Below are 14,884 nucleotides of genomic sequence, written 5' to 3'. Positions count from 1 at the left end.
AAACGAGATCAATCACCCCTAACAGCAACCAGGCTGGCGGAATTCGATCGAGCCCGCTGTCCGCGACTTAGCGAAATGCCTGTCCGCGACTTGCCGAAATCGCTGTCCCGATTCACCGAAATCCGCAGCGTAGAGCAAAAGCCTTCTGTTCTTCAGCTTGTCAATACTGGTGGTGGTCAGGCGATCCAGTCGATCATTAACATTATACCGATGCTGCTGGTCTCGCTTGCTGTTGTTATCGGGTTGCAAAAGGTCGGGTTCGTAGCCTGGCTTAGTGCTTCGTTGCATTATCCGCTCTTCCTCATGGGGGTGAATGACGCCTATATATTGCCCTTCATTACAAAATACCTTGCCGGCGGTACCGCCATGGTCTCGTTGTTCACGAGATGGCGAAGCAGCCAGGTTTTGATCCTGAGCTAATAGTCCGGGATCGGGGTTCCTGATCAACCCACTCGATCTTGCAGGTCTGGGGATATTTGCAACAGCAAGCCCACGTATAGCTGCGGTCATGCCTATTGCCGTCGCGGGTGATGTGTAGGAATTCTCGCAAGAGCCGCCGTGACGACCTTGTGCTGGTAACTCAATGCGAGTCGGTTAGGGACTCGGCCCGCCTATCTAGACTGGACGTCAATGGTCATACTTCGCCAAGTGCATCTCAGCAGAGGTACGTCGCGCCCCAAAACTGGATCGAAGCGATCTTATTGATTGCTTCCCGTCTAGGCTCGTCCCGGATCTTTCGCCAGGTTTTTGAAACGGCAGAGGGTCGCAAGTTACAGGTTCCTCAGAGCGACAATGATATCGGTTGAAACATACGAGATGGAAGATCGATCCTATTCGGGATCGCTTTGCTTGCACTTCCTTTCCGGTAAAGGAAAGCCCGCCTCTCAACCTAATGAGAGGCGGGCATGGTGCCTTCGACGTTCGTTCTGAGATAGCGACTTGACGTCAGAGCGCGTAGGGCCACTCCGCGGCAACAAACCGGTAGCCTTCCCCCTCGGCCGTGACGTGACCAGTGGCAGGGAACGGCATATGCATGCCGGCAATCATCAGCTTGTCTGCTGCTGCCATATCCAGCGAGCGCTTTCTCGACTTTATGGCAAGCTCTGCGTCGACATCGAAGGCCGGACCCCATTCCGGATGTGCTAGCTGGAATGTTGCGTGATGGATCGTGTCGCCCCAGATATAGAGAGAGTCGTCACCCGAGTTGATGATGTAGCCGGTGTGACCTGGCGTGTGACCTGGAAGTGGAACCGCCCGCAGTGCACTGAAGATTTCTGCCTCGCCATTAATCTGAGTTGTGCGTCCTGCGTAGGCTGAGGCCGCTTGGCGCGCCTTAAGGAAGAACGGACGGAATGGCTCGGGTGCGGCACTCATGCATGCGTCGTCGTGCCAATATTTAAAGTCCGCCTCGGTGAGGATCAACTCTGCATTCTGAAATACTGCCTTGCCGCTCTGGTCGATGGCACCGGCGATATGGTCGGGATGCATATGCGTCATGACGATTGCATTAATCTGCCCGGTTTCATAGCCGGCGGCCTTGAGCGCTGCCGGCAACTTGCCAAGGGTCGGCCCAAAGGCATCAGCTGCACCGGTATCGACCAGCACGATGCGATCGTCAAGATTAATGACGAATGCATTAACCGGGCTGAGATCACGACCGTCCTCGAAACGGGCCGCCGAAAGTTGACGTGCTTCTTCTTCCGGAGCGCTAAAAAGTTCAGGTGGCATCGCCATGTAGCCGTCAAGAAGCGCGGTCACTTCGAAACTACCAACTTTTCTACGAATGACACCGGGCACTTGCTCGGTATTAAGCGGACGCTTGGTCTGGTGCCCTGCCGAACCAGCATCGCTCTGCGGGGCAGCTGCGGCGGTGTTGGTGCGGATGAAGTTACGAGTTGTGGAGTGCATAGTATCAATCCCAATTGACGATGAGAAATCGCTACCATATTAGAAATACGAATATAATAGCCACACAGCAATATGATTTATCGCCATCACTTATGAGTTGGATATGGATGGTTTGCGATCTTGTCGAGCTTTGTACGCGTTGCAGAGACCGGTAGTTTCTCCGAGGCAGCACGTGATCTAGAAAGAAGCCAATCTGCTATAAGCCAACAGGTGCGTCTTCTGGAGCAGCATCTGGGTGTCCGGTTGATTGATCGAACCACACGCAGATTTTCCCTCACCGATGCCGGGATCCACTACCTCAACAATGCAAAACTTGCTCTCGAAGTCCTCAATGAGGCTGACGCTTCTGTTGCGGATCTTGAGAATTCCATGTCAGGCCGCCTCTCCATAACCGCGCCAGTCAACTTCGGCACCAATATCCTCGGCGGCTTTGTCTTCAATTTCCTGCGAAGCTATCCGAACGTCAAACTGGACGTTTCGCTTTCCGCGCGATTTGTCGATATCGTTGGTGCGGGGTTCGATCTTGCAATTAGAATGGGCGAGACGAGCGAACCGAATCTTATCGTGCGGAGTATGGGCACTCTGAAGCGCTCCTTGCCGCTTCGCCATCCTATTTGCAATCTGCCGGAAGACCATTGAAGCCGTCCGATCTCTCCGATTTGAATTACGTGATGCACAATAACATTCGTGCAAACGGTGCGCTGACGCTGGTCTCAGAGGATGGCATTGTCGAAGAAGTTCCGATAAGCCCGGTTTTGAGATCAGACAATTCTCATATGATCTGCGAAGCAGTGGCAGCCGGTGTTGGCGTTGGCCTTATTCACGATGTCCTGCTGACGCCTATGATTGAAACGGGCCAACTCGAACGGGTTCTTCCCGGGTGGCATTATGAGACGCAGCACGTTCATGCAATTTATCCATCCAACCGATATATTCCCAAGCGCATAAGGGTGTTTGTCGACGAACTCTCTTCATACCTGCGCAAGCTTTAGTTCGCGCAGGCTGTAGCCTGGATGGTGCGGGACGTTTCTAAGATGACCGCCCGCCTTTTAAGCGGGGAGGGAGAACGGCACCCGAATACGATGACGGGTGCCGAAGATGATATTTAGAAGCGAACGACAAGCTTGCCGATCTGGGTGTTGCCTTCCATGTGGCGATGAGCCGCGACCATGTCCGAGAAATCGAATACATGGTCGATCTTCGGGACGAGTGCCCCAGATTCAAGGCCCTTGTAGATGAAGTCCTGGGCGCGAGCGAGCCTCGCATCATCCTTGGAAATTTCGAAAAGCTCGTAGCCGCGGATAGTCAGGTTCTTACCGAGAAGGTCCATAACTGAGACCGGAATATCGCGCATATCGAGTGCACCATATTGGAAGAAAATGCCTCCCATCGTGAGCGAGCGGATGAGATGTGCAGCTTCCGGACCACCGACTGGATCAAACACCATCTGTGCACCCTTGCTATCGGTGAGACGCATGATGGCGAGATAAAGCTCTTCCTCGTCAGTGCAGATAACCGCAGAAGCGCCCGCTTCAAGCAGCGCATCGCGCTTCGATGGGCCACGCGTGATGGCGATCGGGCGAGCGCCAATCATGTTGGCAATCTGAATGGCTGCGAGGCCAACGGAGCTAGATGCGGCGCGAATAAGAACAGTCTGACCGGACTTCAGATTGCCGAATTCGATCAATGCGCCGTAAGCAGTCGTGTACATCATCCAAGCCGCAGCCGCAGCCTCAAAAGAAATCTTTTCCGGATGACGGACGACGACACGCGCAGGTGCATTTACCAGTTCGCCGTACATGCCATATTCGGTGAAAGCGAAACCCGGGATAACGCTGACGGCATCGCCAACCGATACGTGTTCTACACCTTGACCGACGGCTTCTACAGTACCCGCCGCTTCATAGCCGAGTTGTGCTGGAAATACCGGATCGATCACGTACTGACCTGTACGGTACATGATTTCAGCTCGATTAAGGCCGATTGCCTTTACACGAATCTGAACTTCTCCGGCCTTTGGCGCAGGCACCTGAACGTCGGTCAGTTCGAGTACGTCGGCATCACCGGTTTTGTTGAAAACGTATTTTTTTGTCATCTCCAACCTCTTTTCAAACTTGTCAGCATGGAACGGCATCCGACGGAATCTCCAGCGATTGAACTCGCCGTCGGTATTGTCTCAATTGTTGTAACTTTATAGGGCATAGTCCGTGAGGTTAGTAGAACTGCAATTCGCACTTCATTGGTTGGTCACAGCGAAACAATTGCCTGAGTAGCGGAAAGAATCGGATCAATCCGCTGGTGGTGCTGCTAGTAAGGCGCCCGTCGGAATCCGGTTGAAACACACTTGTTTCGGTTCGGGATCGCCTGCGCGGCCCCGAACCCGTTTTTGTTGTGTTACTTGATCAGCGGCAGAAGATCGTTGATCGACTTCTTGGCGTCGCCGTAGAACATGCGGGTATTGTTCTTGTAGAACAGCGGGTTCTCGATACCGGAGTAACCCGTGCCCTGACCGCGCTTGGAGACGATGACCAGTTTGGACTTCCACACTTCCAGAACCGGCATGCCGGCAATGGGTGAGTTCGGATCGTCCTGGGCGGTCGGATTGACGATGTCGTTGGAGCCGATGACGATGACGACGTCGGTATTGGGGAAGTCGTCGTTGATCTCGTCCATTTCCAGCACGATGTCGTAAGGCACCTTGGCCTCGGCCAGCAGCACGTTCATGTGGCCGGGAAGGCGGCCTGCGACCGGGTGGATGGCGAAGCGCACGGTCTTGCCGTCGGCGCGCAGCTTGCGCGTCAGTTCGGAGACCGCGGCCTGCGCCTGCGCCACCGCCATACCGTAGCCGGGAACGATGATGACGCTGTCGGCGTCATTCAGCGCGGCCGCCACGCCTTCGGCGTCGATCGCCACCTGCTCGCCCTCGATTTCCATCGCCGGACCCGTCGTGCCGCCGAAGCCGCCGAGGATGACCGAGATGAAGGAGCGGTTCATCGCCTTGCACATGATGTAGGAGAGGATCGCGCCCGAGGAGCCGACCAGCGCGCCGGTGACGATCAGCAGATCGTTGCCGAGCGTGAAGCCGATTGCCGCGGCCGCCCAGCCGGAATAGCTGTTCAGCATCGAAACGACGACAGGCATGTCGGCGCCGCCGATGCCCATGATCAGGTGATAACCGATGAAGAAGGCGGCAAGCGTCATCAGCACCAGCGTCCATGCGCCGGCGCCGTTGCAATACATGATGAGCAGCACGAGCGACAGGATCGCAGCGCCGGCATTGAGGACATGTCCGCCGGGCAACTTCTTCGCCTTGCCGTCCACCTTGCCGGCAAGTTTGCCGAAGGCGACGACGGAACCGGTGAAGGTGACCGCGCCGATGAAGACGCCGAGGAAGACCTCGACCTTCATGATCGCCAGTTCCACCGGCGTCTTGTGGGCGAGGATGGCGGAAAAGCCCGTCAGCAGCGAACGCGCCGGTCTCATCGAGCGAGGCGACATGCCCACCAGAAGCAGGATCGCCGTACCGACGGCGAGCAGGCCGACCTGGCTTTTCGTCTGCGCCGTGAAGTCCGCATGTTCCTTGGCGTGCTTTTCCTCAGGCGTGAGTTCTTTTGCTCTTTCCTTCGGCTTCTGCGCGGCAATCGCCTGAATTTTCGGCGGCGGCGGGGGATAAGTGATTTCACCCTGATAGGTGACCGTCGCACCGCGGATGACGTCGTCTTCCATGTTGTGAACCGGCTTGCCGTCCTTTGCGGGCGTCAGGTCGGTCATCATGTGGCGGATGTTGGTGGAATAGAGCGTCGAGGCCTGCGTCGCCATGCGGCTCGGGAAATCCGTGTAGCCGATGACGATGACGCCATTGTCGGAAACCACACGCTGGTCGGGAACCGTGAGGTCGCAATTGCCACCGCGTTCGGCTGCGAGGTCGATGATGACCGAACCCGGCTTCATCATCGCCACCATGTCGGCGAGCCACAGTTTCGGGGCGTCGCGGCCCGGAATGAGCGCCGTGGTGATGACGATATCGATCTGCGGCGCGAGTTCGCGGAATTTTTCGAGCTGCTTCTCGCGGAATTCCGGCGAGGAGGGGGCGGCATAACCGCCGGTCGCGGCGCCGTCCTGCTGCTGATCGGCGAAATCGAGATAGACGAATTCCGCGCCCATGGATTCAATCTGTTCGGCCACTTCCGGGCGAACATCGAAGGCATAGGTAATGGCGCCGAGCGAGGTGGCCGTGCCGATGGCGGCAAGACCGGCAACACCTGCGCCGATGACCAGAACCTTGGCGGGCGGCACCTTGCCGGCGTGACGTGCTCCCAATAAATTAGGCCATTTGGAACTGGAATTTTCCACTTATGATCCCTGTTGGGAAGAAGAGGAGAATTCGATGAAGGCCTCGAAGTTTTCGGAAGCGCAGATCGCGTTCGTGTTGAAGCAAGCGGAGGATGGAACGCCGATTGGCGAGGTCTGCCGCAAGGCAGGAATTTCGGACGCGACGTTTTACAACTGGCGCAAAAAATACGCCGGCCTGATGCCCTCGGAGATGAAGCGACTCCGCCAGCTCGAAGAAGAGAATGCCAAGCTGAAGCGGATTGTCGCCGACCTGTCATTGGACAAGGCCATGCTCCAGGACGTGCTGTCAAAAAAGCTCTGAGGCCTGCCCGCAAGCGCAAGCTTGTCGACACGGTCAAGGTGGACTGGAAGGTCTCGATCCGGCGCGCATGTGCGGTATTGAAGATCGATCGGTCGCTATATGTCTACAAGTCCAGGCGCGGCGAGCAGGCCGAACTGAAGCTGAAGATCAGGGACATCTGCCAGACGCGGGTGCGCTACGGTTATCGTCGCGTTCATGTCCTGCTCAAGCGCGACGGGTGGCCGGTCAATCCGAAGCGAATCTATCGCCTTTACAAGGAGATGGACCTCCAGCTCCGCAACAAGGTTCCCAAACGACGGGTCAAGGCGAAGCTTCGCGCCGATCGCACGGAACCGACCCATTCCAACCATGTCTGGGCGATGGACTTTGTTCATGACCAGTTGGCCACAGGTCGCAAGATCAGGGTTCTGACGGTTGTTGATACCTTCTCGCGCTTCTCGCCGACGGTCGATGCACGCTTCAGCTACAAGGGCGAGGACGTGGTTCAGACACTGGAACGAGTATGCCGGCAGGTCGGTTATCCGGCCACCATTCGTGTGGACAATGGCAGCGAATTCATCTCCCGAGACCTTGATCTCTGGGCCTATCACAAGGGCGTCGTGCTCGACTTCTCGCGGCCTGGCAAGCCGACCGATAACAGCTATATCGAGAGTTTCAATGGCAAGTTCCGAGCCGAGTGCCTGAACGCCCACTGGTTCATGAGCCTTGACGACGCGCGCTCGAAGATGGAGGATTGGCGTAGAGACTATAACGAGTTCCGGCCACATAGCGCGATCGGTAACAAGGTGCCGATTTCGCTGATGAACGGCTCATCGGCATCCCCGCCGAACTGAGCCATAACCCCGGAAAATTCCAGCTCTCGCTGGCCCAAAATCGGGGAGCACTTCAAAAAACCGCTGGAGCGAACTCAAAACTGGATAAAACTTGGGGGCAAGGTCACGCCGAATCCTCCGGCGTCGACGTTACCGGCATCACGCTATCGACCGAGCAGTTGAAGATCTCGCGGGAACGAGCCGCCAAGTGTGGCCTTTCTAACTCGGTTCGCTTCGAACTGCAGGACTACCATTACATGCCGGCGACGAAGAGCTACGATCGTATCGTCTCCGTCGGCATGTTCGAGTATGTCGGCCGGTTGAACTACGGCGAGTTCTTCAACAAGGTGAACGAAGTTCTCTCCGATGATGGCGTTATGGTGCTGCACTCGATCGGTCAGCCCTATCCGGCGATCTATAACAATCCGTGGATCGAGAAATACATCTGCCCCGGCGGGTATATTCCGTCGCTGCAGGAAGTACTTCCCCTCGTCGAGAAGGCGGGTCTGCTGGTCTCGGATATCGAGATCCTGCCGATGCACTATGCCTTGTCCTGGCGCGAGCGCTTATGGCCAACAAGGACAAGGCGATCGCCCTCTATGGCGAGCGTTTTGTCCGGATGTGGAATTCAACCTCGCCGGCTCCGAAATGGCCTTCACCCACGAGGCTTTCCACATATTCCAGATCCAGATCACGAAAGCGTCAGGCCGTACCGGACACCCGTGATTACATCCACGAGCGTGAGGCCGAGCTGCGCCGCATCCCGCTCGAAAAGATCGCGGTCTGATCATGGTTGGCCGGGCGAAAGCTGGCCATTAAATGCCAGTGGTCTGATCTACCATTGATGCGGTTTGGATCGAGGCTACCGTGGTATTGCAGCGGGATTTCGGACGTCGGTCAATAGACGCTCATGCATGAGCAGAAGCTTAAGACCGGCAGAGCGTTCTTGACCTGCAACACGCTGATCGAATGCTGTAAGGCGAAGAAGCCTTAAGAGAATGCGATTTGAGATTCGGCTCGCTCTTCCATCGAACTTACTCATCGACAGCTTGTCCAGATCATCGTTGATCAGATGCAGAAGGCGACTACGGCGTCGTTTCCAGCTACGGGGAAAGACTGCGTGTAGGAGAATCAAAGCAATCGTCACGCCGATGATCAACGCGATCGCCTGCTCTGCCAGCGGCGGACCGAGCGGAATGCTGTGAGAGGGCTGCGACATCATCAAAAAGAAGTTGTTATATTCTACAGCGCTGATTGCTGTCGCAGCGGAAGAAAGACCAAGTCCGCTAAGGATCGTGAATGGCGCAAGGCCAACGATCATATCAACGACGGGACTTCCAGAAGGAAATATGAGCTCACGATATAAAAGTCCCGCTGACACGCCGGCAATTACACCTGGCAAGACTCTCCTGACATTGGCTTGACCATTGTCGTTTGCCGCAAAGACCGTCACAAAGACACAGGCACTAACCAGCATAAATGCGCTCGGCGGCCAACCTGACATTATCCAGAAGGCACCGACCACAATAACGACCATTGCGGTACGAGCACCGGCGCGCAGTGCTTCATAAGGATCGTGTTCTTGGAGTTGCAATAGGGTTTTCGGCAAGCGACGCGAACCTTTCACCTGGATCTCGCATCGTAGATCCGCAACTGCAGCAATGCCAGCAAACAAATCGTTGACTAGCTTCGATATGGCCTCAGGGTATCTTCGTTCACCGTTTGGGAGAGCTCCGCCAACCTTGTTGTCGAGCAACGCGCTATTAAGGTCGTTCAGCAGCGCGTTCTGTTTCGCTTCATCCAGATTATTGAGATGGCTGCGGAGGTTGGAAGCTATTCCTACAAGGCGCAGAAGAGAGGTTAATCTGCGCCGGACCTCCTTTTTGCGGGCGATTGCGCCGGGAGATCCATCCAGAATTTCGTCAGCAACGGCTTCGATTGCTCCCATTTGTGCAATCAGATTGCTCGCTTTTTCAATTTGGCCTTTGTTTCTGTCGTGGTGGAAGAGCGATCCAATCCACTCCAGCACCTCATCTCTCAAGGCGTTCAGGTCCATGTCGAGCTTGCCAATCGGTGCCTTTGGCACGATGAGGCCACTCACTGCGGTCGCGCTCAATACTCCAATAAAGGTGCACAGGACGCGAGCTGAAGCGAACTCATATGCCATAGTTGGGTGTTCTGCGGTCAGAAGCACAATGATGGCGCAGGTATATCCCGCAAGTACGGCACCATAACTACGAAAATGCCTTAAAAATGCTGCCGCCGACGCGCAGCCCGATAACCATATGGTCAGAAGACAAACGGTGGCACCCGGCGCGCCGTGGCAGGTCACAAGAATGATATATCCCGCAACGGCTCCAAGTCCGGTCCCTGCCAGTCTCCAAATGCTCTTTTCAAGCAGTAGCCCTCGCGTTGGCTGCGCCACTGTGAAGACTGTTATGCCGGCCCAGTGACTATTTGGTATCTGCAAATATGTCGCCACGGCTACGGCTATCCACGCAGCGATAGATGCGGCGAAACCGAACTGCAATCGTGCGGTCGTAATTCCAAGCCTGTTTGCGAGCCCACTCATTGGTGAGTTTAGCATTGATAGCGGTCTTCTCTTTAGATTGGGAGCGCCAGCACCTCTGTCGCCGGCGACAGAGGTGCTGGTCTGAAAGGTTGTTCGCTTTAATTGCTCAGGCCAGGGCGTCAGATCGCCAGACCATCATCTTTTCCGTTTGCATATCCCGCATTGTGTGCGGAATGCCGCCAACACCAAGACCAGACTGTCGGACCCCAGCGAAAGGCATCGCGTCGATACGAAACAGCGAATTTTCGTTGACCATAATGGCGGTACCATCCAGCAGACAGTAGCAGCTCATGGCTGTATCGAGGCTGCGTGTAAATACCGCCGCCTGAAAGGCATAGGGAAGCGCATTGGCGATTTCGACTGCCTGAGATAGCTCGTCATATGGGTATACGCAGACGACGGGACCGAAGATTTCCTTTTGCATCACGTTGGACGCTAGCGGAGGATGGAGCAAGACCGTGTTTTGATAGAGGCTGTCTGAGATCTTGGCTCCGCCTGTCACCAGCTTCGCGCCATCATGAACAGCCGCTGATACCCAAGTATCTACGCGTTCCAGCTCCCGCTTACTGATCAAGGGGCCAACATCGGTCGTCGGAGGGTACGGCAGGACAACGGGGTCGCCGGCGCTGGCTTGATGATGACGGGTGCGCCAACTGCGATTGCCGGAGCAAGTTGATGAATGACAAGATTAAAGGGGTGATTGAATGCGCTCACGCCGACCACAACGCCGATTGGTTCGAATTGCGTGAAGGCGATACGACCAGCAGAAGTGGCATTGACGTCCATCGGAACAACTTGCCCGGCAGAGGTTCTGAGCTCATCTATACAAGCTTCAATCCCCTCGACACCTCGATCGACCTCAACGAGACTATCTTTTAAGGGCTTTCCGCCTTCTTGAGCAGCCTGTCGCGCAATGGTTTCCCGTCGAGCTGTAATGAGCGCGGCAACACGCTTCAATATTTTGATCCGCTCCTGTTTGCTCAGCCATCCGCTTTTATCGGAGAACAGTGAATGCGCTTTTGCCAGAGCATCCTCTATGTCGGACACACCAGCCGCAGGAACATACCCAACCACCGCGCTATCAAAGGGCGCCTTGACTTCTATATGCTTTGTCATTGTCGAATTCTCCGATTCACGATCTGCCAGGCATGGTTCAGTGTGAGGGAAAGTGCGGGAGCAAATGCTCTCCCAGTTCATCCAGCACTTCATGGGCCGGACGCCGGGACATCTTCATGTTGAGCGCGATATGCGACACGCCCTCTTCTTCTTGGCGTTTCCATAGGTCAAGGAGAGCCTTGCGGCCAACGCTGATACCTTGACCGACTCTTAGAGGCGCATTCGGATCACGATGAAGGTCGAAGAAATTCGCGTAACCATAAGGCTTGAAGCCGCCGCCGACGCTGTTGCGCCATAAAGCGATTACGTCCTTCAGGCGGTTGAGGTTGCCCTGATGCCAGATCCAGCCATCCACATTCTCCGCAAGCCAGTCGATTGTTTGACCAGCCCTCCCAACCGCGATCACCGGCAGGCGAGGACGAACCGGTTTAGGCACCAAGTCCAGATTGCCGTGAAGGGCGCCATAAAATTCGCTTCTATGTGTTGGGAATTCGGTTTCGGTGACCGCGCGAATGAGCGAGAGCCCATCACGAAATCGCTCGGCCCGGTTGGCGAAATCCGCTCCGAACGCGGGATATTCCGATGGCCTGTCTCCAGAAGACAGACCGAGCATAAATCGGTTCGAGGTCAAATGGTCGAGAGTTGTTGCCTGCTTTGCGACAAGCAGTGGGTCGCGCAATGGTAGCACTATGCCGGCTGTTCCGATCGCGATGTTTTTCGTAGCCGCCGCGAGCCATCCAGCGTAGGTCATCGGATCGAAAACCTGACCAAGGTCCCCGAAATGAGGGTCATAGAAAGGGACATCGCGCAGCCAGATAGCAGAAAATCCGGCATCGTCGGCGATCTTGGCCATCCGAGCGTGATCATGCATGCTGGGGGCCGCGCTGTTGGGGTAGGCTTCCAATGGGGCGATAAACCCGAAAGTCATCGCATCGGGCTTGAAGACGCGCGCGTAACCACGATGGCTTTCGAAGCCGCTTTGAATTGTTGTGTGATCCATGATGTGATCAAACTACTGCCTTAGCGTACATGAAGAAATTCGCGCGACCGATCAACACCTGTTCAAAAACGCGAAACAATGGCTGGTTGATCGGTATTGGGTTGTCTGAAAGAAACAATCGTCAGGGAACATCTGGCCGTCCGGTTGTGCGACGACGCTAGGGAGGTGCAATGGATCTGCTTCAATCAATACGCGTTTTCATCAAAGTTGCGGATTTCGGGAATTTCACCCGTGCTGCTGAGAACCTTCAGGTGGGGCGCCCACAGGTCACCATCATAATCAAGGAGCTTGAGGATTCCCTTGGCGTGCGGCTTTTCCAACGTACGACACGCAAAGTGACGATGACCAGTGAAGGAGAGGCTTTTTACGAGCGAGCGGAAACAATACTCGGGAGCGTTTCCGAGGCAACCTCCATGTTCGGACAGATCGGCGCACCGTTGCGTGGCAAGCTGCGCATTGATATTCCATCTGCCTTCGCTCAGACCGGCTTTTTCGAAAGTCTGCGGGACTTCACCCGGACTTATCCCGACATCGAACTGACGCTAGGCGTGACCGATAGAAACGTCGATATGGTTGCGGAGGGTGTCGATTGTGTTCTCCGTATCGGAGAGTTGAAGGATTCGAGTCTGGTCGCCAGACGGGTGGGGTCTGCCGTGATGGTGACGTGTGCGGCGCCACGATATCTTGACGAATTTGGTGAACCTAAGTCTCTTCAAGATTTGTCAGATCATCGCTGTGTCAACTTTCTATCGGGCGCGAGCCGACGGCCGATATCGTGGCACTTTTTTGAAGGCGGCACGGCAACCCAAATTGCACCTAAAAGTGCTATTCTCGTCAACGACTCCCATGCGTATGTCGAATGTGGTGTTGCCGGCTTCGGAATCGTTCAGGTTCCCGGAATTATCGTTGACCGTTATCTCAACGACGGTCGGTTGAAGGAAATCCTGTCACCATATCGACCGACACCAAGGCCGGTTTCGGTTCTTTATCCGAGCAAACAGTATCTGGCACCTCAGGTCCGAATATTTATTGACTGGATCCAGGCGCGTTTCGCCGCGCTTAACGGGCAGTGGTTGACGAATGTATCAACCGGCGAGGGAAAGTCGGCGGCCGAAGACATGACAATCAACTAGGCCGCGGAGGTGCGCCGCCCATATTCGGGCGGCGCCTGCCTTTTAATCATTCATTGCTAGTGCTGCGTACTCGGCTGCGATCCAGCTGTGACCGTCACTGTCCTTGCGCACGCGACCGATGCCGGGGAAGGACATGTGCGAGGCTGCAACCCAGATGCCCGAGCGCGCGGTCTCCTCAAGTGCCCATTCTCGTGAGCTGATTGCCTTTTCGGGAATGATGTCGAGATCGATAGTCGCACCGGTTGAGTTGCACTGCTGGAAGGTGAGCGATATCGCCCCAAAAGAGGATGGTTTCTCCCTGGGAGGAGAATTCAAAGCCTGAATGACCAGGCGTATGGCCAGGCAGCCCAATGACCTTCACCAAACCATCGAACAGAACATCACCCTCGACGAACGTGTTGAAGCGTCCGCTCTCGCGGTAAGGTGCTGTGCCTTCCTGTGCCGCGGTAATGAACCAGTGCTGCGGCTCCGGGATCCGAAGTGTCGTAGCTGAATCAAGCCAGAAGGCTGCGTCTGCCTTGTGAGCCCACATCGTGGCATTAGGGAAGACCGGCCGCCCATCTTCGTAGGATCCGCCACCGACGTGGTCGGGGTGGAGGTGTGTAATAAGGATCGCGTCGATGTCTTCTGGCTTGTAGCCCGATGCAACAAGGTTTTCCAGAAGTCGGCCCATTGTCGGGCCGAAGCGATGGCCAGAGCCTACGTCGAGCAGAATAACCCTGCTACCTGTATCGACGATAAAGGCATTCACTGAGGTTTCGATTTCACCGCTTGTTGCGAGCAACTGTCGGCGCAGATCGGCCTCCCGTTCCTCCTTGGTAACACCCGCGAAAGCCAAGGGATTGATGCCGACAATGCCGTCGTAGAGAGCGGTGATCGTCAGCGATCCGAGCGAGCGGCGCTGGTATCCAGCAGCCTGTTGACGAAGGTTTACTGGCGCCTGAGTGTTGGCAATATTCATGATCGTGTTCCTGTCCGGCGTGATTGCCTTGACCGAGCAAATAGAGGATCTTTCGTTTCTGAACGAGAGGCTAATTTAGTGCTATATTATTTCTTAAAGGAGACACAATTGCAGTCGGTCACGATACCATCCGCGAAGGGAATGACTCACTGATCGTTGATTGGCACAGCCACCGACCGGTTCCCGGATATTGAACTCAGGCTAGGCTGACATGCTCAAAGTGGTTGCCAAACCGAAGTGAGAAAGGTGATTGGAGTTGGTCTTGCTACGGAATTGGCAAGCGGTTCGATGATATATAAAAAGAGTACTGCATTGTCCCGTGCGTCCAGGCGCTGTATTTGAAGCCTATACAGCCCTCAAACGTTGTGGTTTAGCTATGCCGAAGAGAAGAAACTATGATGCGCTCCCAGCGTGCTCGATGGAGGCAGCTCTCAATCTGATCAATGGCAGATGGAAAGGCGTGATCCTTTATCACCTGATGACTGATGGAACGACACGTTTCAACGCACTTCAAAGACTTCTGCCCGGATGCGCTTTTCATCTTCTCACAAAGCAACTGCGTGAGTTGGAGGAGGATGGATTCGTGCATCGCCAAGTCTACCTAGGCCCTGTTGACAAAGTGGATTCCCAAATCAGCTGAAGCGTGATTCAAGACTGCTTTTTAGGAGGCAGTTTTGGCTCGCGGCGACCTAACGGATATAGAGTGGCGGATCATCGAGGGGCTTCTG

The 14,884-nt window shown here is 55.3% G+C and carries 11 protein-coding genes and 3 pseudogenes; 6 read left to right on the top strand and 8 right to left on the bottom strand.

From position 1 onward, the window contains the following. Positions 1-420: pseudogene (locus I3J13_RS25475) on the top strand (hypothetical protein); the annotation flags it as partial. A gap of 525 nt (positions 421-945) precedes the next feature. On the opposite strand, the gene I3J13_RS25470 reads toward I3J13_RS25475, so the two are convergent. Next, positions 946-1,908, bottom strand: coding sequence for an MBL fold metallo-hydrolase (locus I3J13_RS25470; protein WP_196380665.1), 963 nt, complete (start codon positions 1,906-1,908; stop codon positions 946-948). A gap of 120 nt (positions 1,909-2,028) precedes the next feature. Here I3J13_RS25470 and I3J13_RS26095 point away from each other — a divergent pair. Further along, positions 2,029-2,900, top strand: a pseudogene (locus tag I3J13_RS26095) (LysR family transcriptional regulator). A gap of 113 nt (positions 2,901-3,013) precedes the next feature. On the opposite strand, the gene I3J13_RS25455 reads toward I3J13_RS26095, so the two are convergent. Together I3J13_RS25455 and I3J13_RS26090 are read right to left on the bottom strand one after the other, a co-directional pair. Then, positions 3,014-4,003 (bottom strand): zinc-dependent alcohol dehydrogenase family protein, encoded by a 990-nt coding sequence (locus tag I3J13_RS25455; RefSeq protein ID WP_196380663.1) that lies wholly within the window; start codon positions 4,001-4,003, stop codon positions 3,014-3,016. Between the two features lie 299 nt (positions 4,004-4,302). Further along, positions 4,303-6,204, bottom strand: a complete 1,902-nt coding sequence (locus I3J13_RS26090) for an NAD(P)(+) transhydrogenase (Re/Si-specific) subunit beta (protein WP_420867955.1) — start codon at positions 6,202-6,204, stop codon at positions 4,303-4,305. Between the two features lie 91 nt (positions 6,205-6,295). Here I3J13_RS26090 and I3J13_RS25445 point away from each other — a divergent pair. Together I3J13_RS25445 and I3J13_RS25440 are read left to right on the top strand one after the other, a co-directional pair. Beyond that, positions 6,296-7,395, top strand: a protein-coding gene (locus tag I3J13_RS25445) for an IS3 family transposase (protein ID WP_196380661.1) whose coding sequence is annotated in 2 segments (ribosomal slippage) — positions 6,296-6,548 and positions 6,548-7,395 — 1,101 coding nt in all. Because the reading frame shifts where the segments join, the coding sequence is not laid out codon by codon here. Positions 7,396-7,502: 107 nt separating this feature from the next. Beyond that, positions 7,503-8,161: pseudogene (locus I3J13_RS25440) on the top strand (class I SAM-dependent methyltransferase); the annotation flags it as partial. A 75-nt stretch (positions 8,162-8,236) separates the two neighbouring features. Here I3J13_RS25440 and I3J13_RS25435 read toward each other — a convergent pair. The 4 genes from I3J13_RS25435 to I3J13_RS25425 all read right to left on the bottom strand — a co-directional run bounded on the left by I3J13_RS25435 (position 8,237) and on the right by I3J13_RS25425 (position 12,062). Beyond that, the gene (locus I3J13_RS25435; RefSeq protein ID WP_236001155.1) at positions 8,237-9,946 is read right to left on the bottom strand and encodes an FUSC family protein; all 1,710 of its coding nucleotides are present in this window, start codon (positions 9,944-9,946) and stop codon (positions 8,237-8,239) included. Positions 9,947-10,052: 106 nt separating this feature from the next. Further along, positions 10,053-10,520, bottom strand: a complete 468-nt coding sequence (locus I3J13_RS25905) for an aldehyde dehydrogenase family protein (protein ID WP_236001154.1) — start codon at positions 10,518-10,520, stop codon at positions 10,053-10,055. Continuing rightward, the gene (locus I3J13_RS25900; protein WP_236001153.1) at positions 10,517-11,062 is read right to left on the bottom strand and encodes an aldehyde dehydrogenase family protein; all 546 of its coding nucleotides are present in this window, start codon (positions 11,060-11,062) and stop codon (positions 10,517-10,519) included. The genes I3J13_RS25905 and I3J13_RS25900 overlap by 4 nt, the downstream gene beginning before the upstream one ends. 37 nt (positions 11,063-11,099) lie before the next feature. After that, positions 11,100-12,062, bottom strand: a complete 963-nt coding sequence (locus I3J13_RS25425; RefSeq protein ID WP_196380659.1) for an LLM class oxidoreductase — start codon at positions 12,060-12,062, stop codon at positions 11,100-11,102. Between the two features lie 170 nt (positions 12,063-12,232). Between I3J13_RS25425 and I3J13_RS25420 the strand changes: the two genes are divergently transcribed. Continuing rightward, on the top strand, positions 12,233-13,195 hold the full coding sequence (locus I3J13_RS25420) for a LysR family transcriptional regulator (RefSeq protein ID WP_196380658.1): 963 nt from the start codon (positions 12,233-12,235) through the stop codon (positions 13,193-13,195). 175 nt (positions 13,196-13,370) lie between these two features. On the opposite strand, the gene I3J13_RS25415 is transcribed toward I3J13_RS25420, so the two are convergent. Beyond that, positions 13,371-14,156, bottom strand: coding sequence for an MBL fold metallo-hydrolase (locus I3J13_RS25415; protein WP_196380657.1), 786 nt, complete (start codon positions 14,154-14,156; stop codon positions 13,371-13,373). A 376-nt stretch (positions 14,157-14,532) separates the two neighbouring features. Here I3J13_RS25415 and I3J13_RS25895 point away from each other — a divergent pair, with 376 nt between their 5' ends. Beyond that, entirely contained in the window at positions 14,533-14,796 is a 264-nt protein-coding gene (locus tag I3J13_RS25895; protein ID WP_196380667.1) for a winged helix-turn-helix transcriptional regulator, read from the top strand. The last annotated feature ends 88 nt before the right edge of the window (positions 14,797-14,884 follow it).

Source organism: Agrobacterium leguminum (assembly GCF_015704895.1).
GTDB lineage: Bacteria > Pseudomonadota > Alphaproteobacteria > Rhizobiales > Rhizobiaceae > Agrobacterium > Agrobacterium leguminum.
This window is presented reverse-complemented; position numbering and strand designations above follow the sequence as displayed.

Excerpts from the sequence above, each read along its gene's own strand:
- I3J13_RS25435 (WP_236001155.1), bottom strand. The coding sequence starts at position 9,946 with ATGAGTGGGCTCGCAAACAGGCTTGGAATTACGACCGCACGATTGCAG.
- I3J13_RS25455 (WP_196380663.1), bottom strand. The coding sequence starts at position 4,003 with ATGACAAAAAAATACGTTTTCAACAAAACCGGTGATGCCGACGTACTC.
- I3J13_RS25415 (WP_196380657.1), bottom strand. The coding sequence starts at position 14,156 with ATGAATATTGCCAACACTCAGGCGCCAGTAAACCTTCGTCAACAGGCT.
- I3J13_RS25900 (WP_236001153.1), bottom strand. The coding sequence starts at position 11,062 with ATGACAAAGCATATAGAAGTCAAGGCGCCCTTTGATAGCGCGGTGGTT.
- I3J13_RS25895 (WP_196380667.1), top strand. The coding sequence starts at position 14,533 with ATGCCGAAGAGAAGAAACTATGATGCGCTCCCAGCGTGCTCGATGGAG.
- I3J13_RS25470 (WP_196380665.1), bottom strand. The coding sequence starts at position 1,908 with ATGCACTCCACAACTCGTAACTTCATCCGCACCAACACCGCCGCAGCT.
- I3J13_RS25425 (WP_196380659.1), bottom strand. The coding sequence starts at position 12,062 with ATGGATCACACAACAATTCAAAGCGGCTTCGAAAGCCATCGTGGTTAC.
- I3J13_RS25420 (WP_196380658.1), top strand. The coding sequence starts at position 12,233 with ATGGATCTGCTTCAATCAATACGCGTTTTCATCAAAGTTGCGGATTTC.